Source organism: Chryseobacterium sp. AG844 (genome assembly GCF_003182335.1).
Classification (GTDB): Bacteria; Bacteroidota; Bacteroidia; order Flavobacteriales; family Weeksellaceae; genus Chryseobacterium; species Chryseobacterium cupriresistens.
In genome coordinates this window covers 278597-300460 of record NZ_QGTV01000003.1, presented here as the reverse complement: position 1 = coordinate 300460, position 21864 = coordinate 278597, and the positions used below count along the sequence as shown (strand labels likewise).

The window sequence follows — 21864 nt, the reverse complement described above, 5'->3', positions numbered from 1 at the left end:
GTTTTAATTTTTTTATGATTGCCGATTTGTACTATCATTATTTATCAGGATAATTTACGAATATCAGCTTGTGCGAATTTATCAAAAATTCAAGAATATAAAGTGAATAAAGCATTAATTATACCGATAATGGTCTTTGTGGTACCTGTTTTTCAATAAAAAGGGCTTCAATTGTATCAACTGAAGCCTTTTTATTGATACTCAATGATTAATATCCGTGTAAATCAATACCTTCAGTTCTTTGCAGGGTTACTTTTTTTCCCATTTTCTTTTGAATTACCCGGAAATGTTGCAATTCATCATCCGTCAGAATACTGATTGCGGTGCCCTTTTCATTGGCACGTCCTGTCCTTCCGATACGGTGAATATAATCCAGCGGTGAACGCGGCAATTCATAATTGATAACACATGGCAGTGATTCGATATGAATTCCACGCCCGATTAAGTCTGTTGCAACCAGGATCTGGGCTCCGTTTACTTTAAATTCTTCCAGGTTGTTTCTTCTCGCTCCCTGAGATTTCTGGCTGTGAATGGCCACTGCTTTTATTTTATTCTTTTTAAGTTTCTCTACCAGATTATCCGCAGACCTTGTGGATGAAACGAAAACAAGTGCTTTTTCAACTTTCTTTTCTTTAATTAAATATCGTAAAAAGGGTCCTTTATTTTCCGGAGCAACATGGTATGCCAGCTGTTCGATATTATCAATTTCAACCTCTTCTTTTTTTATTTCAATAATCACAGGATTGATGGAAAGACGTTCTTTCATTTCTGAAACTTTATCATTCAGGGTTGCTGAAAATAAAGTAGTCTGTTTCGCCACGGGCATCATGGCAAAAAGTTTATTCATTTCTTCGCCAAAGCCGAGCTGAAACATTTTATCAGCTTCGTCAATCACCAAATGCTTAATTCCTGAAATACTCAATGCATTATGATCAATTAAGTCTAACAGACGTCCCGGTGTGGCAATCAAAACTTCCACACCAAACATTCCCTTCATCTGTGGATTGATAGAAACACCTCCGTACACAGCCATTGTACGGACTTCTCTCTTTAGGTTATCAGTGAATGCTCTGAAAACTTCATCGATCTGAATAGCCAGTTCACGGGTAGGAACCAATATCAGAACCTGAACATTACGATCTTTTTTTACTTCTGCATTCTGTAATTTTTCTAAAATCGGCATCACAAAACATGCCGTTTTCCCGGAACCCGTCTGCGCAATTCCCATCAGATCTTTTCCCTGCAAAATGACAGGAACAGCCTGCTCCTGGATTGGAAACGGTTTTAAATACCCTAATTTTTTGACAGAACGAATAATATTGTGTGATAATCCTAACGATTCAAATGACATAAAATACTTATTTCCCACAAAGATACGCTATTGATATTTGGTTCAGCCCTCAAAACAGCATACGTTGCAGACAAAACTCAATTATTTTATGTGTTAAGTTCTTCGTTGATAAGCATTGAAAAATTTATGTTGCCGATTTGTCCGATAATTAGGGTTTGGACAAATTTTTGAAGATTAGTTTTGTAAATTTATCAAAAATTCGAGAAATCAATATATGAAAAAAGCGTTAATAATAGTCGATGTACAGAATGACTTTTGTGAAGGCGGAGCACTTGCTGTCCCTGGAGCCAGCGAAATTATTCCATACATCAATCTGCTGATGGAGGAAAATGAATATGATCAGGTGGTTCTTACACAAGACTGGCATCCTGCAGGTCATAAAAGCTTTGCAAGCAGCAATGGAAGAAAGGTAGGAGAAAGCATTATTCTCAATGGAGTTCCGCAATTTATGTGGCCGGATCATTGTATTCAGGGGACTTTCGGAGCAGAATTCCATAAAGATCTGAACAGAGATAAAGTAACCCATATTGTACAAAAAGGTAAAAATATTGAAATTGACAGCTACAGCGGTTTCCAGGATAACAATCACTTTATGAAAACCGGTTTGGATGATTTCTTAAAATATCACGACATCCAGTTGGTAGAAATTGTAGGCCTGGCGCTAGATTATTGTGTTAAGTTTACTGCACAGGATGCGGTAGCTAATGGATATGTAACTTGTCTACATTTCAATGGAACACGTGCCGTGAATGTAAAACCAGACAATGCCAGAGATGCCATCTATGAAATGATTGAGAAAGGAGTAACTGTTCTGGGATAATAAATAGAACTTACAACGATAAAAAACAAAAAAAAGCGCAGAAAATAATTCTGCGCTTTTTTATTCTTAACACTTAATATGCTGTTTAAAGCATTTTAAGGTTGTTTACTTCCAGTTCGGTAAGGATTCTCCAGTGTCCTCTTTTGATATTCTTCTTCGTTAATCCGGCGAACATTACTCTGTCTAAAGCTTCCACTTCGTATCCTAATCTTTGGAAAATTCTTCTGATAACACGGTTCCATCCGATGTGGATCTCAATTCCGACTTCATTTTTAGGTTTCCCCTCAATATATGAAATCTGATCAACAACAGCTACTCCTTCATCAAGACGGATTCCTTCTGCTATAAGACGTAAATCTTCACCGGTAAGTTTTTTATCCAATGTTACATGATAAATCTTTTTGGCATCAAAAGACGGATGCGTCAGTTTTTTAGTCATGTGACCGTCATTGGTCAGTAAGATAACTCCTGTTGTAGAACGATCCAGTCTTCCAACCGGGAAAAGTCTGTATGGAGAAGCATTCGCAACAAGATCCATTACAGTTTTTCTGGCTTTATCATCTTTGGTAGTGGAAATATATCCTTTCGGTTTGTTCAAAAGTACATATACAGGCTTTTCAGGAGTAATGCTTTGTCCGTCAAAAACAACTCTGTCTGTTTTCTGTACCTGATATCCCATTTCAGTTACCACCTTTCCATTGACTTCTACCAATCCCTGAGTAATCAGCTCATCAGCTTCTCTTCTGCTGCAGATTCCGGAATTAGCAATATACTTATTAAGACGGATGCTGTCTTTGTTAACGTCTTTTTCAATTTTATTCAATCTCCTTTTCTGAACAAAAGATCTCGTTTTGTCATCATTTCTGTCATCACCGCTGGAAGGTCTTCTTCCGTATTTCAGACTGCCTCTTTCATACTTATCTCTTGTATCGAAATTTTTTCCGCCTCTCTTAGGTTTTCCGAAAGATTTTTTCTCATAGCTCTCACTTTTGTTGGTGATATAAGGTTTTCTTTCAGATTTTGAACCAAAATCGTCATTGGAAGTTTCGAAACTGTCCGTATTTCTTTTAAAAGGTTTCTTTTCAAATCTTGAGTTGGATCCTTTATGTTCCGGCCCTTTTTTTCCTCCGTCTTTAGAGAAAGGCTTTTTAAAAGGTTTTGATCCTGAAGAATTTCCAGATCTGGAAGCACGAGAATCATCAGAACTTTTCTTGGTTGAAATTCTTGGTCTCTTTGGTCTGTCTGAATTATTATTATCTCTGCTCATTCTAAAAATTTATGCAAAGATAGTAATTTAGTTACGAGTTAAAAATTAAGAATCATAACTTTGCACTATAGTTTACATTTTTAACTTTACATACAATCAAAGATGATAACAATATTAAACGATAATTTTTCACAGCTCAACGAGTTTCTTCACCAGAAATCTTTCAGTAAAATTTTTATTCTTGTAGATGAAAATACTCATGAATACTGTCTTCCGGTTCTTCTGGGCAATATGGAAACCGATCTTGGCTTTGAAATTTTAGAGATCGAAGCCGGAGAAGAAATGAAAAATATCCAGACAGCCAACCAGCTGTGGGAAATTCTTACGGAAATGCAGGCAGACAGAAAAGCTCTGGTTATCAACCTTGGTGGTGGTGTAATTACCGATATGGGAGGATTTGTTGCTTCTACTTATAAAAGAGGTATCCAATTCATTAATATCCCTACTACCCTTTTATCGATGTGTGATGCTTCCATAGGAGGAAAAACCGGGATTGATCTGATGCACTATAAAAATATGGTGGGAACTTTTGCTTTTCCTGAACAAATCTTTATTTATCCAAAATTCTTAGAGACACTGCCTTTTAAAGAATTAAGAAGCGGATTTGCAGAAATGCTGAAACATGGACTAATTGCTGATAAAAATCATTGGGACCAGCTGATTCAGATCCGTAAACTGGAAGTGGAAACCGTTGTTCCTCATATCCAGGCTTCTATGAATATTAAACAGAATGTAGTAGATCAGGATTTCCACGAACAGAACATCAGAAAAACGCTTAATTTCGGGCATACCATCGGACATGCTGTGGAAAGTTTATGTTTACAGCAGGAAAATCCTATCCTTCACGGGGAAGCAGTTGCGATGGGAATGATTGCCGAAGCTCATCTGGCATATCTTGAAAATCTTATCTCTGAAGAAGATTCCAAAATTATCATTGAAAACATCCAGAGATACTATCCTTACCTCGATATCAGCGATTTTAAAGATGAAGATATTACTGCATTATTACTGAATGATAAAAAGAATACAGACAGTAAAATCAATTTTTCTCTGCTTTCAGGGATAGGTTCCTGCAATTATGATCATCAGTGCAGCCAGGAAAATATCCTTGCATCCCTATCTTTTTATAGAAAACTGAATGATGCCTAGTGATTTTTATCAAATAATTCATTTCAGGTATATAACTTTTGACAAAATTGTCAATTTAGACCATATCTAAACAAATGTTTATTTAAAGGTATAAATTGCTAACAATCAAATACATAAAATTAAAACCACTTCAACGCTAAGTGGTTTTTTTATTGATTTTAGTCATAAAAAATATTTTTGGCAAGCAATTTGAAAGATACTCAGCGTTCAACTGAAAATGCTGAACAGTAGTAAAATTTAAAATTAAGAAAGAGTAAAATTAAAAAATTAAAGTTATGAAAAAGTTAATTTTAGGATTAGCGTTAACTGCAGGAACATTCGCATTCGCTCAACAGACAGGAAACACATCTTCTAATCCGGTAACATTTGGGGTAAAAGGAGGAATGAACGTTTCTTCACTTTCTAACGGTGCAGATTTAAGTGATTCTAAATCAAAAATTGGTTTTAATGCAGGAGTTTTCGCCAACATCCCATTAGCAAGTTCTTTTAGTGTGCAGCCGGAAGTTCTTTATAATGACTTAGGTTCAAAAGTAACAAGAGAATATTCAGTACTTGGTAATAATTATAAGAGCGAATATTCAAGAAATTTAGGATACGTTGCTGTACCGGTAATGTTCCAGTATAATGCAACACCTGAGTTCTTCCTTGAAGCAGGTCCTGAATTTGGATTTCTTGTAAGCGCTAAAGATAAGTTAAAAAGTTCAACAAACAACAGTAACAATACACAAGTTGCCACTCTTGACAAAGATGATTTCCAGACTTTTAACTTTGGTATAGGTATTGGTGCAGGATATTACTTCATTCCTAATTTAGGAATTACAGCAAGATATACTGCAGGTCTTACTGACATTTACAAGAATAATTCTGGTGATGCTGTAAAAAACAATGTATTCCAGGTAGGTTTAGCTTATAAATTCAAATAAGCTTACATTCACTAACAAATTTTATATTCAATAGAAAAGATCAGATTAATTTTTTAATCTGGTCTTTTTTTATGTTAAAATAATATGGAGTTAATAATTCACCATCAATACATCCCATATAGTTGATTTTTCATTCGTTAAAAACATATAAAGTCTATATTCATGGGGTTTGACAGCATATTGTTTGTTGCTTCGCGAACGTTAAACAACATAAAATTAAACTAATCTATGAAAAAGATTTTTCTAGGCCTGGCCATTATCGCAGGTACTTCACTTTGCTCAGAGCACTTCTGCATCTACTGAAGCTACTACTCCATCCACATCTTCTAAAATCAAATTCGGTTTGAAAGCAGGTCTGAACATTTCTACCCTTTCCAATATGGATATGAAGTCAAAAGCAGGATTCTATGGTGGTGTATTTGCCAATATTCCTGTAGCTAAGGATTTTTCAGTGCAGCCGGAAGTTTTATATAGCGCTACGGGGGCAAAAGGAAAAGGAGATAATAATACCCAGCTTAATTTAGAATATCTTTCTGTTCCTGTCATGTTCCAATATAAGGCACTTCCTAATCTATATGTAGAAGCAGGCCCGCAATTTAACTTTTTAATTGATGCCAGATTAAAGAAAAGTGCTTCTACGGGTCTTCTTAAAAATGGAACTCAATCTTTCGATTTTGGAATCGGATTGGGAGCAGGTTATTATTTTACCAAAAATATTGGGGTGAATGTGAGATATACCGCAGGCTTATCTGATATTGTAAAAACAAAATATCATTATGACTATGACAGAGAGGGAGCTGTAAAAAATGACGTATTCCAGATAGGATTAAACTACAAATTCTAAAGTTTACTAAGTTTTTATAATGACAAGGTGGGCGGATTAATTTTAATCTGGCTTTTTTACTGCAGATAAAAAAATATTCTTAAAAAGTGTATACTAAGTAGAAAATTAAGAACATATATTGATTTTGGCACGTAGTTTGTTTCTTAAAGAAATGTTAAATAAAACTTAATAACTATTAAAAAATAAACTTATGAAAAAGATTTTTTTAGGCCTTGCGCTTGTTGCAGGTACTTTTGCTTTCTCTCAGAAGACTTCAACTTCTACTGCTTCTTCTTCTCCAGTTAGATTTGGTGTGAAAGCAGGTCTTAATATTTCAACTCTTACCGAGAATGACTTCAATTCAAAAGCGGGATTCTACGGAGGGTTATTTGCTAATATTCCTGTAGCTCAGGACTTCTCTTTCCAACCAGAAGTGTTATACAACGGAATGGGTGCAAAAATTAAAGGTACTAATGATATAAAAGTAAATCTGGATTATATTTCTGTACCGTTAATGCTTCAGTATAATGCCTTGCCTAACCTATATCTGGAAGCAGGACCTCAGTTCAGCTTTTTGATTAACTCAAAACTGAAAGCTGATTCCAATTCTGCAGATGCTAAAGATCTGTTCAAAGGTTTCGACTTCGGAATTGGTCTTGGAGCAGGATATTATTTCACAGACAATATCGGAATTACCGCAAGATATGTGGCTGGTTTAACGGATGTTGCCAAAGACAGACCGGATCTATCTGAAGACAAAGCTAAAAACGGAGTATTCCAGGTAGGTTTAGCATATAAATTTTAAGAAATCAGTTTAGCTTTTTAAAGCAGACTTCTCATCAATACAGAGCCGGATTTAATATAATCCGGTTTTTTATTTGTCCCGATATTTTGGCAAGAAATTTGCCTGTAGAATAATTGATTGTACTCTATCCGGAATTTTTCCAACTTACGGTTCATGTTTCACAATGAGTATGCTTTGATTCATTTGATATTCAATTGAATATCAGAATTACAATCTAACTATTACCATTAAACTTTAACGGAACTGTGTCAGCCAGGCTGGCAATATGAGTACACAACAGAATATGGAAAATATTTTGTCTGTTCAATAAGATACATTTTGATTTCAATAGAAAAAGTCAGGTTTATTAGTTTACGCCTGACTTTTTCGCTTATTATGACTTTTATCACTTTATCCTTTTGTGGCAGATATTTTGATCCAAAAAAGAAAATTAAACTTTAAATCATGAAAAAACTCTTTGCAGTAATTGTAATTGCAGGTTGCCTTTTCGCGAATGCGCAGGAAAAACATCAGTCAAAATCTTCTCCTGTCACTTTTGGTGTTAAAGCAGGTTTTAACGGTTCTACACTTACCAGAGGAGATGGCTATGAATATGATAACAATGAGAAAATCAAAGCAGGTTTTCATGCAGGAGTGTTTGCGAATATTCCTGTTTCTGAGAAATTCAGCATCCAGCCGGAGCTTCTTTTCAGTCAGCTGGGATCAAAATCAGACTATAACTACAGAACCAGCTCGGGAAACTACAGAAAGACACAACACTATGATTATAGGACAACATTAAATTACCTTTCTCTTCCTGTAATGGTTCAATACAATATTCTTCCGCAGCTTTATGTAGAAGCAGGTCCTGAATTCGGATATCTGCTGGGAGGAAAGACAAAAGGAGATTTAACCACTATTGAGACTACCGGAAATTCAGTTACAGTACAGCGTACGGAACATATTTCACAGAGCATTTCAAAAAGCCTTTTTAATCGTTTCAATGTAGGATTAGGTATTGGTGCCGGATATTATTTCACTGAAAACTTTGGCGTAACCGCAAGATTTACGGCTGGGCTTACTGAAGTTTACAAATACAACGACGGTGATAAAGTAAGAAATAATGCACTTCAGGTAGGAGTAGCATACCGATTTAAATAGAGATATTTATTATTTTCAAAACTGGTGCCGGGCTTTAAAAAGTCCGGTATTTTTATTTTTATTCTTAAAAAGTACCCGGAAGTCCTTTTAATTCATGGAAAAGCCAATTCCAGTTCATTTTTTTTTATTATTTCAATTATCAATAATAAAGTGTAATGAGCCTTCAACTATTTTCACAAAACATTCATTATATAAAATATTTATTCATCAAAAAGGGATAAATGGTTTAAAATAAACTTTTCAAAAACCATCTCAAAAGCCCTTTAAACAGGCGTTTTTCGACTTTGGCAAGCAATTTGCAAAATACTTGGAGTCTGATTGAGAGATATCCGACACACAAATAGTAAAATTAAAAAATAAAATTATGAAGAAGTTATTTTTAGGATTAGCATTAACTGCTGGTACACTAGCTTTCGCTCAGGAGACAGAAACAAAGACGGAAACGAAAACAGTCAATGCATCACCACTAAAAAAAGATGTACAACCCGTTAGATTCGGAATCAAGGCCGGAGGAAACTCAGCTTATTTCAGTGAGCAAAAGTTTGGAATCAATACACAACAACTAGGTTTCCACGCAGGAGCATTCGTTAATATTCCACTTTCAAAACATTTCAGCTTACAGCCAGAGGTATTATACAACCAAATGGGAGCGAAAGATGTAATTTCATCTACAGAAACTGATAATGGAGTTACGAATATAAAAACTAAAGAAGAAGGTAGAGTAAAAATGAACTATATTTCAGTTCCATTAATGCTTCAGATGAGACCTACCGAGAAATTTTACGTTGAAGCCGGACCTGAATTCAGTTATTTCATCAACGGAAAAACTAAAGGAGAAAGAAGTGTAGCAAGTACTACAGGAGGTGTTACTACAACCACTACAAGTTCTAATACTGAAGATATCGACAAAGATCAGATCAATAAATTCAATTTCGGATTGGGTCTTGGTTTAGGATATGATATCACATCCAACATCGGTATCAGCGCAAGATATGTAAATAGCTTGACAAAAATTGATAAAAGCAGACCTGCTGCTGAAAACAACAACAGAGTATTTCAGTTAGGTCTTAACTACAAATTCTAATTAGAAACCAATTTTTTAACCGAAGTGCATTAACCTTGCACGCATAAAATAGCCGGAAGATTTTCTTCCGGCTATTTATATCAAAAGTTTTATTCAAATATTCTCGGATCATCACTGATCACCCCATCTATTCCCATTTCTTTTAATTCCTTTAATCTTTCTCTGGTATTCACAGTCCATGGGATTACTTTCATGCCTAATGAGTGGCATTCCTTTACTAATTGGGGCGTTACAAGATTATGTTCCGGGCTGTAAATTGTAGGAGTAAAACTCAGGAACTTCATATCTCCGGCTACTCCATTCATATGATCAGGATACATTCTGAACTTTTCTACCGGAATATTTTTAAAATAAGCCTGCTGCTGGGCCAGCTTTTTATCATCAACCTTTTCTACGAGTAAAGCAGTCATTATTCCAGGATATTCTTTATGAAGAATTTCCAGTGTTCTTGGATCAAAAGACTGAATGATCACCCTATCCTGGATCTTTTTTTCAACAATGATCTTCATCATCAGATCCACAAACTCTTTGGGTTCGGGATGGAATATATTGTCTGAGAAAGGACGTGTTTTGGTTTCTATATTATAATAAGGTAACGGCCTTTTCAATTCACGGGCATAAGCTTCAGATGCATCAATGACGTCTGAAAAGAGAGGTTTCTGAACCTTCATTTTCTTTTGATCAGGATAGTTTTCCAGTTTTTTCATTCCTACATCAAAGGTTTTGATCTTTGCATAAGACATTTCATAAATTTTATAATAAAACCCCGAATCCTTGGGAATATAGGTTCCATTTGGTTTTGTTACCAATTCAGGTGAAAGAAAAGCATCATGGGAAAGAATTACTTTTTTATCTTTTGTTATGGCCAGATCCATTTCCAATGTGGAAACATTCATTTTTAATCCGTTTTTCATAGCCGGTATTGTATTTTCCGGGTAAAGGGATTTTCCTCCGCGGTGTGCCTGCCTGTCAAAAGATTGTGAAGCATAAAATTGGGTAAATACAATAAAAATACCCGTGAATAGTGCATTTTTCATATCCTGAAGTTTTAATCTTACAAAATTAAAACTCCATTGTATATTGAATAATACAGGAATATTAAGCTTTTGCTACATTTCTAAAACAAAAGAACCAGGTTGTACACCCGGTCCTTTTTTATTATTTCAATAAAGAGATTAATTGAATAAATCTACTTCTTCTCCTTTTCCTACAGGATATTCTTCTGTAAAGCATCCGAAGCAGTGGTTGGCTGATCCTAAAATATCTTTCAGGTTATCGATACTTAAAAACTCTAAGGAGTCTACTCCCAGGTAATTTTTAAGTTCTTCCGTAGTCATATTGGCAGAAATCAGATCATCTTTGGACGGAGTATCAATTCCAAGGTAGCAAGGAGCGATAATTGGAGGGGAAACACTTCTGAAGTGGATTTCCTTTACTCCTGCATCTTTTAAAATTTTAACCAGTCTTTTAGATGTTGTTCCACGAACAATAGAATCGTCAATAATGACTACTCTCTTGTCTTTCATCTCAGAGATGATCGGGTTCAGTTTAAGGTTCACTACCCTTTCTCTCATTTCCTGTGTAGGAACGATAAAACTTCTTCCGATATATCTGTTTTTGATCAAAACCGGGCGGAAAGGAATTCCTGAAGCTTTTGAGAAACCGATAGCAGCAGGAACACCGGAATCCGGAACTCCAATTACCAGATCAGCTTCTACAGGAGCCTGTTCCCAGATTTTCTCTCCGGATTTTTCTCTGATCTCGTAAACATTGATATTTTCTAAAGTAGAGTCAGGTCTTGCGAAATAAATATATTCGAAAGAACAGATTCTCTGCTTACCTTTCGCTTCATCCATCATATAAGAATGAAGTTTTCCAGGTTCGTTTTCATTGGTATAAATGATCTCACCAGGAAGGATATCACGTACATACTGAGCACCTACAGCATCCAATGCTACAGATTCTGAAGCTACTACATAAGATTTTTCATCAATAGCTCCCAACACCAGCGGGCGGATACCGTTGAAGTCCCTGAAGGCAAAGAATTTATTTCTGGTCATCCCTACTACAGAATAAGCTCCTTCAATCTTTTCCATGGTTGCTTTAATCGCTCCACGAAGACCTAAATCAAGGTTTTTCTGAATCAGTCTCAGGATCACTTCAGAATCGGAAGTTGCTCTGAAAACAACGCCTTCAGCCTCTAATTCAGCCTTTAATTCTTTCGCATTGGTAAGATTACCATTGTGTGCTATAGAAAGTATAATCTGGTCATATTCGTTTTTGGCGAAAAATGGCTGGAAGTTATATTTCTTCTTATCTCCTGCAGTGGTATAACGGGTATGCCCAATTGCAGAATTTCCCATAAAAGTTTCAGGTTCCTGAATTTCTTTATAAACATCCAAAACCAGTCCTTCGTCTTTCATGTTTGTGATTCTTCCATCCTTTAAAACGGAAATACCACAAGCCTCCTGACCTCTGTGCTGTAATGCAAAAAGGCCAAACTGTGAAAGAGAGAAAGTATCCAGATCATTATCCGAATACATTCCGAAGATCCCACATTCTTCATTAGGAGCATCCAGTCTTTCCTCTTCCTGAGTTCTGAAAAGATTTCTTCCATAGGTCTGGGTTTTAAACTGTTTTAAATATTCACTTTTATGAATGTCTAAACTTTTCATTTCTATTTTTTCTAAATTAAAAGATTAAAAAATTTAATGATTAAAAAGATTACAGCCTGTTTAATTTTTAAATGGTTTAATCTTTAAATAAATTAAATCTTATTTCTGTAAAAGATTTTTAAGACGGTTGTAGATTTCAACATAAGCCTCAGTAACTTCTCCCAGGTCTCTTCTGAATCTGTCTTTGTCTAATTTCTTCATGGTATCTTTATCCCAAAGTCTGCAGGTATCCGGAGAAATTTCGTCTGCTAAGATGATTTCGCCGTCTGAAGTTTTCCCTAATTCGATTTTGAAATCTACCAGAATGATATTGATTTTGTCAAACAGATCGATAAGGATATCATTGATATCTGAAGATAACTCATACATTTCGTCAAGTTCTTCGTAAGTAGCTGCTCCTAAGAAAACGGCATGGTGATCATTGATAAGCGGATCTCCCAACTCATCTTTTTTATAACAGATATCAAAGATCGTTACCGGAGATTTAATTCCTTCTTCTACTCCTAATCTTTGTGCCATACTTCCTGCAGAGTAGTTTCTTACCACCATTTCCAAAGGAATGATAGAAACCTTTCTTACCAGCTGCTCTCTTTCGTCTAATTTTTTGATGAAATGAGTTTTAATCCCTTTCTCATTTAAGTATTCAAAAATAAGGGTTGTGATTGCGTTGTTCATTTCCCCTTTAAGGTCTACCTGACCTCTTTTTTGAGCGTTAAATGCTGTAGCATCGTCTTTGAAACGTACTACTACTTCATCAGGATTATCGGTTGCAAATACTTGTTTTGCTTTCCCCTCGTACAACATTTCTTTCTTTTGACTCATAATTTTACTTTCTAAATTGTAGTTAGATTTATTGATTTATTTTATTATTATTCCTGTTAAGACAGCCAGTCCAAAACTCAGCAGTGTACCAATTAATACATACTCCGTAAGTTTTCTCTGTTTTGCCTGTGCAAGGTCGCTGAACCTGAAAACAGATTTGGCAGCTACCATGAAACCTACGCCTTCCCAATGATTCACCATAATAAAAGTGAAAACCAGCAGACGTTCTAAAATTCCGATATATTTTCCGGCACTTGATAATGATTCGGTTTGAATAGTGTTGGGGCCATCCGGAGCAGGTGTCCAGGATGACAATAAGGTTTTGATAAAAATAGAAGCTGGTGTTGTCAGAAACAGCGCCGTCATAATTACCTTCAAAAATTCCTGATTTTGTACGAAGCCAAAACTGAATTCCCCGAAATAAAAAGAAACTCCGGCAATCACTGAAACATGCAGCAGCTGATCAATGAAAAACCATCTTTTCTTAGTCTTTACATTTTGAAATATAAGTTTGGAAACATCAATCATAAAGTGAGTAATTCCCACCAATACAGCGACCCACCAAAGCTGAAGATCCCACAGGAAAATAAGGCTTAATACCGTGTGAATCAGAATGTGAAGGTACAAAAACTTACTTTTCAGTTTATGGTTCTCCTTATCTGCAACCCATGAATTTGGCTGAAGTATAAAATCTCCGAGTAAATGTGCCAATATGAGTTTGATGAAGATCATGCTTATAATTCTGAGATTTTCTTTCTGAAATACTGATTGGTTTCCACGATGAGCTCATAGTTGGCTCGTTTCAGTCTCTGGCTTACCGAAGACTGTGAAATAGCAAATCTCTTAGCAAGATCTTCCTGAGTGATATCCTGATTCATAATCATCTCATGAATGATCTCTGCCGTAGCCATTGTCCAGTTATCAAAATCCTTGGACGACCATTTCAACAGAATATTAAGATCTCTGTCTACCGGATCGCTGGAGGTTTTGATGGCAACAGTATGCCCGTCACTTTTAAGGTCATTAAGCAGTCTCCCGGAATTGACATAGGCAGTACCATTGGATTCAGTGATTTTCTCAGAAGAAAAACTTTCCTCACCAATACCTATGGCCATCCTTACATCTAAATTTTCAACACTTTTAATAAGAGATTTTATGGCTAGAAAACGCCAGAAAACGTCATCAATTCTGCATTTGAACTGGAATTCATCTCCTCTGTAGATTTCCCATGTGTGAGGAGCGCTTCCCCATTTTTCGAGAAGATGTTTAAGCCTGGTAATCCAAACTTCAGTATCCGCATGCTGTGAATTTATAATATCACCGGTAATGACCGCTATCATACTGCAAATATAAGCATAATTACTTATATATAAAAAATATAAGCAGAAACACTTATAGATATTGATTATTAGTGAATCAGCTTATATCAATGATATAGTAAACATAAGGTTTTTAAGGCGTTATATAAAACTACTGAATAGCAAAACAGCAAAAAAATGTTCAATCGTTTATTATGGTGTCGACTTTAACTCTACTTTTTTATACTTTTTTATAATAAGAAGCTGTTCCTGCTATCCGCTTATACTCCTCGCGCCTTCATATTCCAACTCCTTAACCCTACAACTCTCCCACTTCTACTGCGGGGTAACCGCTGCTATCAGGGCTAGGACAGTCATTGCGGGTAAAGCAAAGCAATCTCTTAAATTACACAATATAAAATAAACCTAACAGGTTTTTAAAACCTGTTAGGTTTAGCTGATAGTATTTAAATCTGATGTTATTTACTTTTTAATAAACTGATGCGCTTTCTCATCAAGCTTTAAGAAATATATTCCTGTAGGAATTCCCATCATTGGAATACTTTTCTTATTTCTAAACGGATCTTTCTCCATATAAATCACTTTCCCGGAAAGATCTATAATCTGAGCTGTTTTTACCCTTTCCATTTCTTCCTTCACATAAAGATAGTCATCAACCGGGTTTGGATAGATGGTAAATTCATTATTAACAGTAATCAATTCCGCTGTAGACAATGTGCCACCCAGGTTCTGACAGTAATTGGACGGATAAGAATCCCATTCACTGCTAGTAAAAGTATTATTGGGTTGATTGATGGCGTTTTTTCTGTATAAAGATACGTTCCCGTTATTATTGGTCGTGTATTTCACCCCGATAGCATCCACTGTAACCGTTTTATTATACGCAAGTTCCACATAATTTCCTCCCGAAAACATCATAGGATCAGAAGCCGTAGCAAATCTTGCCTCGGTGGGAGTATAACATGATAAGGTGCCTTTCGGATTCAGGATAACAAAAGTTTCATTGTTTCCTACCTTGCCTTCCAATTCGTATGTGTCACCATTATAGAAATCTCCTGATATATTATTTTTAAACTGAATATTAATTCTGTAATTATTTAAATTAACCTCATGTCCTGTTTTATTGACAATTTCCAGCGCATTATTTTTCACAGATTCCGTATTTGTTCCGGATATATATTTGGTAATGATAAGATCCGGGGCATAGGGATCCGAAGCAATTGTTGAGGCTGTTACCATATTACTGAATGGAGATTCCAGGTATGCTTTATCAAAGGCTTTCACCGTAAAAGTATAGGTGGTTGATGGGCTCAGGTGATCGATGCTGATGGAAGTCCCTTTTGTAGTGGCAACAGGCGTTGCAGATCCATTCATATAAATCCTGTATCCTAAAATATCCGCATCAGGAGAAGCCGTCCAGCTCAGATTCACAAAATAAGAATTCTGCTGGGTTGAAACCAGTGATCCGGGAGCCGCAGGAGCAATAGTATCAGGCGTTTCGGACCAGATCATATCAATCCACTCAGGATGATCAATAAATGGATTTCTGTTTTTTTGTATGGCATAAACGGCGTTGTTTCGGTCAATTTCTCTTTGTGAAACCGGATCTGCCGTATTCCACTGTTTCAACATGGCAATATAAGCCAGATCAACTGCTCTTTCTTCTGTTCCGTCCAACGGACATTGGTTTGTAGCAGGAGTAAGATTGGCAGATGTCGTATAAGCTGTATTGAACGAACCTAACTTTCCTTCATAGCGTACTGCAAAGTACAACAATGATCTTGCAATATCCCCTTTAAATTCATTAACAGGCTCATAAACCCTTCCGGTATAGGGATAATTCGGAATCGCTGCATTGGATATCCTCGACGTGTTGGAAAAAATATAATGGTTGGTATTATTTCCTATTCCATAAGGATAATTGCTCCTGCGCTGATTGATCCATCCATCAACAGGAATTATAAAATTCAGATCCGAATACATAGGATAATCACTGATAGATGAGCTTGTACTGAATGTACTTTGCGGCATCATATGTTCCCGGTTGTACCCCAAACCTTCCGCACCAACACCTGCTACCAGCTGATCCGCAGTATATTCATAAGAATCAGGTCCTGAAGGAATTTCAGAATAGATATCCAGCAGATACTGAGTATTGGAAGCATCATGATCATAATATTTATCCAGATCAGTCTGTCCATACAACACCTTAAGATCGTTATAATGCCAGTTGATCATTTTTTCCGAAATAATATCGTGGATCTTTGATTTCAGGGCATATCCCGTCAGTCCGGCTGTTCCATCATAATACCCGGCAGGTGCCTGTGCAGCACTATAAGAAGAAATTAAAAGGATCGGAAGTAGAATTTTTTTCATGCCTTAAAAATTGGGAAACTAAAATAGTGAAATAAAAAACGAATAAGCCTGAATATTTTATTAAGGAAGTATTAATTCTCAAAATATAAAAAATTGAAAACTAGACGCATTGATCGCTAATAATACCGGGGAAATAATTTTTCTTTAGCATTCCATCAATTTGGTTATCTTTGGGAACTAACTATTATTATATGAATACTGAGACTATTGACAACATCAAAATGATAGCGGAGACGGCTAGAGAATTTGCAGAAAAAAACATCAGACCGAATATTATGGAATGGGATGAAAGCCAAACATTTCCAAAAGACTTATTCCACCAATTGGGTGAGATGGGGTTTATGGGAATTGTAGTTCCTGAACAATATGGAGGTTCCGGATTAGGTTATCATGAGTATGTTACTATTCTGGACGAAATTTCTCAGGTTGACCCTTCTATTGGTCTTTCTGTAGCAGCACACAACTCACTTTGCACCAACCATATTTATGAATTTGGAAATGAAGAACAAAGACACAAATGGCTTCCTCAGCTGGCTTCCGGAAAAGTAATCGGAGCTTGGGGACTTACAGAGCACAACACAGGTTCTGATTCAGGAGGTATGTCTACGACTGCTGTAAAAGATGGTGATGAGTGGATCATCAACGGAGCTAAAAACTTTATCACCCATGCTATTTCAGGTGATATTGCCGTAGTAATGACGAGGACAGGCGAAAAAGGAGCTAAAAATAATTCTACAGCCTTTGTTTTGGAAAAAGGAATGCCTGGTTTTACTTCCGGAAAAAAAGAAAATAAATTAGGGATGCGTGCTTCTGAAACTGCGGAATTAATTTTTGATAACGTACGTGTACCGGATTCTCACCGTTTAGGCGAAGTTGGAGAAGGTTTCAAGCAGGCTATGAAAGTGTTGGATGGAGGTAGAATTTCTATTGCTGCATTAAGCTTGGGTACTGCAAGAGGAGCTTATAAAGCAGCTTTGAAATATGCAAAAGAAAGACATCAGTTCGGAAAACCTATTGCAGATTTCCAGGCCATCAACTTTATGCTGGCAGATATGGCAACAGAAATTGATGCTGCTGAACTTCTTATCCAGAGAGCATCTACTCTTAAGAATGCAAAACAAAAAATGACAAAAGAAGGAGCTATGGCTAAACTATATGCTTCTGAAGCTTGTGTAAGAATCTCAAATAATGCAGTTCAGATCTTCGGAGGATATGGTTATACGAAAGATTTCCCTGCTGAAAAGTTCTATAGAGATTCCAAACTGTGTACTATTGGAGAAGGAACGTCTGAGATCCAGAGACTTGTTATTGGAAGAGATATTACAAAATAATTTTAAAAATAACACCGATACAAATGATTAAACAGGCACTTTTAGGTGAATTTCTGCATGAAGCAGATAACACCAGAAAAATTTTACAGGCAATCCCTGACAGCGCATTGGATTGGAAACCGTCCGAAAAAAACTGGACAACCGGACAGCTTGCGTCTCACATTGCTGAAGTATACAACTGGTATGAATCCACTTTCAATCAGGACGTTTTTGATATGGGAACATACAGGTATGACAAAGGAGACATTTCCAAAGCAGATAATATCCTTGCAAAATTTGAGGAAAATGTTGCCAACGCACAGAAAGCTCTTGAAAACTCTGATGAAAATACCTATTTCAACGAGTGGAAAATGGAAATGGACGGAAATGTACTTTTCCCTCCTATGCCAAAGGTTCAGGTGATAAGAGCTTTTCTTTATAATCATTTGTACCATCACAGAGGTGAGCTGGTTGTTTATTTAAGAGCAACCGGAAACAAAGTTCCTGGACTTTACGGACCTACTGCTGATGATAAAATGTAGTTAAACATTGCATCAATATAATAGAAGCTGTTTCATTTTGAAACAGCTTTTTTTGTAGGGAGAACACAGAGCGGCATAATAGTATTCATTAAATGTAATTTATTAAAATTTATTCATGAATAATTGAATTATTAATAAAACATATTGTCTCAATTTAATAAATTAACAAATAAAAAGTAGATATATTATTTTTTTAAAAAAATAAAATTCATTTTACGACCTTTATTTTTCTTTTATTAATGAGCATTTTCCATTATATACAATGTATTGCATAATATATTACATGCAAAGTCTAAATATTCCTTAAAAAATTTTGTTTTTCGTAATATATTTTTTATTAGATTTGACATTCCACAATCAAATTTAATATTTAATATGAAAAAACAATTAACGCTGATTGGAATGCTCCTTATTTCGGGTGTTTCTTTCGCACAGACTGACCGTCTTTGGTCTGAAGGTTCAAAAAGAACTTCATCAGAGATCTTTGAAAACAAAACCAGTATCAGCAATCCAAAGGTTTACAACCTGGATATCAATGGATTGAAAAACATTCTGGCAAAAGCTCCCAAAAGGCTGGCTGCAGGCGAAAAATCTGAAATCATTATTTCTTTTCCAAATTCTGAAGGCAGAATGGAAAATTTTAAAGTGAGGGAGAATTCCAATTTTGCCCCTGAGCTGGCAGCCAAATATCCGGACATCAAATCCTATGTAGGACAAGGTCTGGATGATCCTAATTCCACAGTCTATTTCAGTGTTTCTCCGCTAGGACTGTCCTCCATGGAAATTTATGGTGATAAATCAGCCGTTTTCATCGAGCCTTACACCAAAGATCTTTCTTCGTATGTAGTATACAGAAAATCTGACAAAAAAGATGATCTCAACAAGTTTGAATGTACAGTGGTAGATGCCGCACAGAAAGGAGTTTCCAATTCTTCTCTTGCTGCAAGACCTAACGCTGACGATGCCAAACTGAGAACATTCAGGCTGGCACTGTCCTGCACAGGTGAATACACCACGTATTTCGGAGGAACAAAAGCTCAGGCTTTAGCGGCGATGAATACTACAATGACCCGTGTAAACGGTGTATTTGAAAAAGATTTCGCAGCCAGAATGGTTCTTATCGCCAACAATGACGCTGTCATCTACACCAATGCATCTACAGACCCTTATTCCGCAGCTTCAGGAATGAGCAACTGGAATTCCCAGCTACAAAGTACACTGACTTCTGTAATTGGTGAAGCCAATTATGATATCGGACACTTGTTCGGAGCTTCCGGAGGTGGAGGAAATGCAGGCTGTATAGGCTGTATCTGTACAAACGGATCAAAAGGAAGCGGATATACTTCTCCGGCAGATGCTATTCCTTCAGGAGACAATTTTGATATTGACTACGTAGCTCATGAAATGGGACACCAGTTCGGTGGAAACCACACCTTCTCTATGAGTAATGAAGGAACAGGTGTCAATATGGAACCTGGATCAGGATCAACAATCATGGGTTATGCAGGAATTACCAGCCAGGATATTCAACCGCATTCTGACGCATTTTTCCATGCAATAAGCATCCAGCAGATCACCAATAATATTAAAGCTAAAACCTGCTCTGTTAATACCAACACCGGAAATGCAATTCCTACAGCTAATGCAGGATTAGATTATACCATTCCAAAAGGAACTCCGTTTGTTCTTACAGGTACAGGAACAGATGCTGATGGAGATTCTCTAACCTATATCTGGGAACAAATGGACAACGCTTCGTCTTCCCAGACAGGAGCAAGTTCTGCAGCAAGTGCTACAAAAGCTTCGGGACCTAACTTCAGATCATGGACTCCTACTGCTGCACCGGTAAGATATTTCCCAAGAATGTCTTCGGTTTTAGCAGGTGCTACCACTACCGCAGGTTCTGAAATCACTGTAGAAGCACTTTCTTCAGTTGCCAGAACATTAAACTTCAGATTCACAGTTCGTGATAACAAAGCAGGAGGTTCAGGAAATAATTCCGATGATGCTGTTATCACTGTTAACGGAACTGCCGGACCATTCAATATCACTTCACAGAACTCTGCAACAACATACGCCGGAGGAAGTTCTCAGACAGTAACATGGAATGTGGCAGGAACTACAGCCAACGGGGTAAATGCTGCTAATGTGGATATCCTTTGGTCAACAGACAGTGGAAATACTTGGACTACTCTATTGGCAGGAACTCCGAATGATGGCTCACAGGCAGTTACTATCCCTAATTCCAATACAACGACAGGAAGAATTATGGTAAAAGGATCAAATCACATTTTCTTTGATGTTAACAATGCTAACATCTCTGTAAATGCAGGTTCCGGAACTCCTGACACGGTTGCTCCTACAGCTCCTACCCTTGCTGCTTCAGGAACTACAGCTACAACCACTAACCTTTCATGGTCTGGAGCTACAGATAATGTTGGTGTTACCGGATATGATGTATACCAAGGAGCTTCATTAATTGGTTCTACGGCTTCTACTACATATACTGTAACAGGACTTACACCGGCAACTACCTATTCTTTCTCAGTGAAAGCAAAAGATGCGGCAGGAAATACTTCTGTTTCCAGCAACACCGTAAGTGTTACAACTCTTTCCGGAGGAACAGTTACTTATTGTTCTTCTTCGGCCTCAAATACAGCAGATGAAAGAATTGGAAATGTGACATTCGGATCTATCAACAATACCTCTACAGGAACTGCGGGATACGAAAACTTCACTTCAGTTTCTACCAATGTTACAAGAGGAAGTGCTTATACAATTTCCATTACTCCTGTGTGGACTTCTACAAAATACAGCGAAGCCTACGCAGTTTATATTGATTATAACGGAGACGGAGACTTCACAGACAGCGGAGAGCTGGCATGGACAAAAGCAGGTTCTACAACCAGCCCTGTTACAGGATCTATTACAATTCCTGCTACTGCCACAGTTGGATCTACTAGAATGAGAGTAATGATGAAGTACAGCTCAATTCCTACATCTTCATGTGAAGCATTCACTTACGGACAGGTGGAAGATTACACCCTTAATATTGTTTCTTCAGGAAAAGGAGATCTTCATAATACAAATGATCTGATCACGGATGTGAAGCTTTATCCAAACCCTGTGAGAGATATCCTATATATTTCCAATACAGCATCAGAAGATTATAAGATCTTCGATATGGGTGGAAAACTAATTGACTCAGGAAAACTTCAAAGGGGCTCTGTGAATGTAAGCAACCTTATCAAAGGAGCTTATATGATTCAAATTGGAGAATCTTCTAAGAGATTTATTAAAAATTAGTAACGAATAGACTTTTTAAAATTAAACGATGTGAAAAACCGTTCTGCACAGAACGGTTTTTCTTTTTTTTAAATTTTATACCATCTCTCACTTTATCACCTTTTCGTATCGGTATATCCGATAAAAAATTCATATAAAGAATACATTTTCAG

General features: G+C 36.6%; 18 protein-coding genes. 10 read left to right on the top strand and 8 right to left on the bottom strand.

The features are described from left to right. Positions 1 to 208: 208 nt before the first annotated feature. Complete coding sequence (locus tag DEU40_RS05240) at positions 209 to 1351, bottom strand: DEAD/DEAH box helicase (protein WP_110008850.1); 1143 nt, start codon at positions 1349 to 1351, stop codon at positions 209 to 211. A 214-nt stretch (positions 1352 to 1565) separates the two neighbouring features. Between DEU40_RS05240 and pncA the strand changes: the two genes are divergently transcribed. Continuing rightward, complete coding sequence (gene pncA, locus DEU40_RS05235) at positions 1566 to 2171, top strand: bifunctional nicotinamidase/pyrazinamidase (protein WP_110008849.1); 606 nt, start codon at positions 1566 to 1568, stop codon at positions 2169 to 2171. An 85-nt stretch (positions 2172 to 2256) separates the two neighbouring features. Here pncA and DEU40_RS05230 read toward each other — a convergent pair whose 3' ends face one another. Then, positions 2257 to 3438 carry a pseudouridine synthase gene (locus DEU40_RS05230; protein WP_228406446.1) on the bottom strand — a complete coding sequence of 394 codons (1182 nt, stop codon included), beginning with the start codon at positions 3436 to 3438 and terminating at the stop codon, positions 2257 to 2259. A 102-nt stretch (positions 3439 to 3540) separates the two neighbouring features. Here DEU40_RS05230 and aroB point away from each other — a divergent pair, with 102 nt between their 5' ends. The 6 genes from aroB to DEU40_RS05200 all read left to right on the top strand — a co-directional run bounded on the left by aroB (position 3541) and on the right by DEU40_RS05200 (position 9362). After that, positions 3541 to 4587, top strand: coding sequence for a 3-dehydroquinate synthase (gene aroB / locus DEU40_RS05225; RefSeq protein ID WP_110008848.1), 1047 nt, complete (start codon positions 3541 to 3543; stop codon positions 4585 to 4587). Positions 4588 to 4862: 275 nt separating this feature from the next. Then, a complete protein-coding gene (locus DEU40_RS05220; protein WP_110008847.1) occupies positions 4863 to 5510 on the top strand; it encodes a porin family protein in 648 nt (215 codons plus the stop codon). A gap of 331 nt (positions 5511 to 5841) precedes the next feature. Continuing rightward, positions 5842 to 6354, top strand: coding sequence for a porin family protein (locus DEU40_RS05215; RefSeq protein ID WP_228406450.1), 513 nt, complete (start codon positions 5842 to 5844; stop codon positions 6352 to 6354). Positions 6355 to 6544: 190 nt separating this feature from the next. Further along, the gene (locus DEU40_RS05210; RefSeq protein ID WP_110008846.1) at positions 6545 to 7138 is read left to right on the top strand and encodes a porin family protein; all 594 of its coding nucleotides are present in this window, start codon (positions 6545 to 6547) and stop codon (positions 7136 to 7138) included. Positions 7139 to 7582: 444 nt separating this feature from the next. Further along, the gene (locus tag DEU40_RS05205) at positions 7583 to 8278 is read left to right on the top strand and encodes a porin family protein (RefSeq protein ID WP_110008845.1); all 696 of its coding nucleotides are present in this window, start codon (positions 7583 to 7585) and stop codon (positions 8276 to 8278) included. Positions 8279 to 8642: 364 nt separating this feature from the next. Beyond that, positions 8643 to 9362: a porin family protein gene (locus DEU40_RS05200; protein WP_110008844.1), complete on the top strand. Its 720-nt coding sequence runs from the start codon at positions 8643 to 8645 to the stop codon at positions 9360 to 9362. Between the two features lie 89 nt (positions 9363 to 9451). On the opposite strand, the gene DEU40_RS05195 is transcribed toward DEU40_RS05200, so the two are convergent. From DEU40_RS05195 to DEU40_RS05170, 6 genes are all read right to left on the bottom strand, one after another. Further along, a complete protein-coding gene (locus tag DEU40_RS05195) occupies positions 9452 to 10399 on the bottom strand; it encodes a glycerophosphodiester phosphodiesterase family protein (protein ID WP_110008843.1) in 948 nt (315 codons plus the stop codon). A gap of 138 nt (positions 10400 to 10537) precedes the next feature. After that, the gene (gene purF / locus DEU40_RS05190; protein ID WP_110008842.1) at positions 10538 to 12037 is read right to left on the bottom strand and encodes an amidophosphoribosyltransferase; all 1500 of its coding nucleotides are present in this window, start codon (positions 12035 to 12037) and stop codon (positions 10538 to 10540) included. Positions 12038 to 12136: 99 nt separating this feature from the next. After that, entirely contained in the window at positions 12137 to 12859 is a 723-nt protein-coding gene (gene purC / locus DEU40_RS05185) for a phosphoribosylaminoimidazolesuccinocarboxamide synthase (RefSeq protein WP_110008841.1), read from the bottom strand. Between the two features lie 36 nt (positions 12860 to 12895). Next, positions 12896 to 13591 (bottom strand): DUF3307 domain-containing protein, encoded by a 696-nt coding sequence (locus tag DEU40_RS05180; RefSeq protein ID WP_110008840.1) that lies wholly within the window; start codon positions 13589 to 13591, stop codon positions 12896 to 12898. A 2-nt stretch (positions 13592 to 13593) separates the two neighbouring features. Then, on the bottom strand, positions 13594 to 14199 hold the full coding sequence (locus DEU40_RS05175; RefSeq protein ID WP_110008839.1) for a SatD family protein: 606 nt from the start codon (positions 14197 to 14199) through the stop codon (positions 13594 to 13596). A 441-nt stretch (positions 14200 to 14640) separates the two neighbouring features. Next, complete coding sequence (locus DEU40_RS05170; RefSeq protein ID WP_110008838.1) at positions 14641 to 16554, bottom strand: endonuclease; 1914 nt, start codon at positions 16552 to 16554, stop codon at positions 14641 to 14643. A gap of 191 nt (positions 16555 to 16745) precedes the next feature. On the opposite strand from DEU40_RS05170, the gene DEU40_RS05165 reads away from it, so the two are divergent. The 3 genes from DEU40_RS05165 (at position 16746) to DEU40_RS05155 (ending at position 21712) form a co-directional block, all read left to right on the top strand. Continuing rightward, entirely contained in the window at positions 16746 to 17885 is a 1140-nt protein-coding gene (locus tag DEU40_RS05165) for an acyl-CoA dehydrogenase family protein (RefSeq protein ID WP_110008837.1), read from the top strand. 23 nt (positions 17886 to 17908) lie between these two features. After that, on the top strand, positions 17909 to 18406 hold the full coding sequence (locus DEU40_RS05160; RefSeq protein ID WP_110008836.1) for a DinB family protein: 498 nt from the start codon (positions 17909 to 17911) through the stop codon (positions 18404 to 18406). Between the two features lie 375 nt (positions 18407 to 18781). Then, on the top strand, positions 18782 to 21712 hold the full coding sequence (locus tag DEU40_RS05155) for a reprolysin-like metallopeptidase (protein ID WP_110008835.1): 2931 nt from the start codon (positions 18782 to 18784) through the stop codon (positions 21710 to 21712). Positions 21713 to 21864 lie beyond the last annotated feature (152 nt).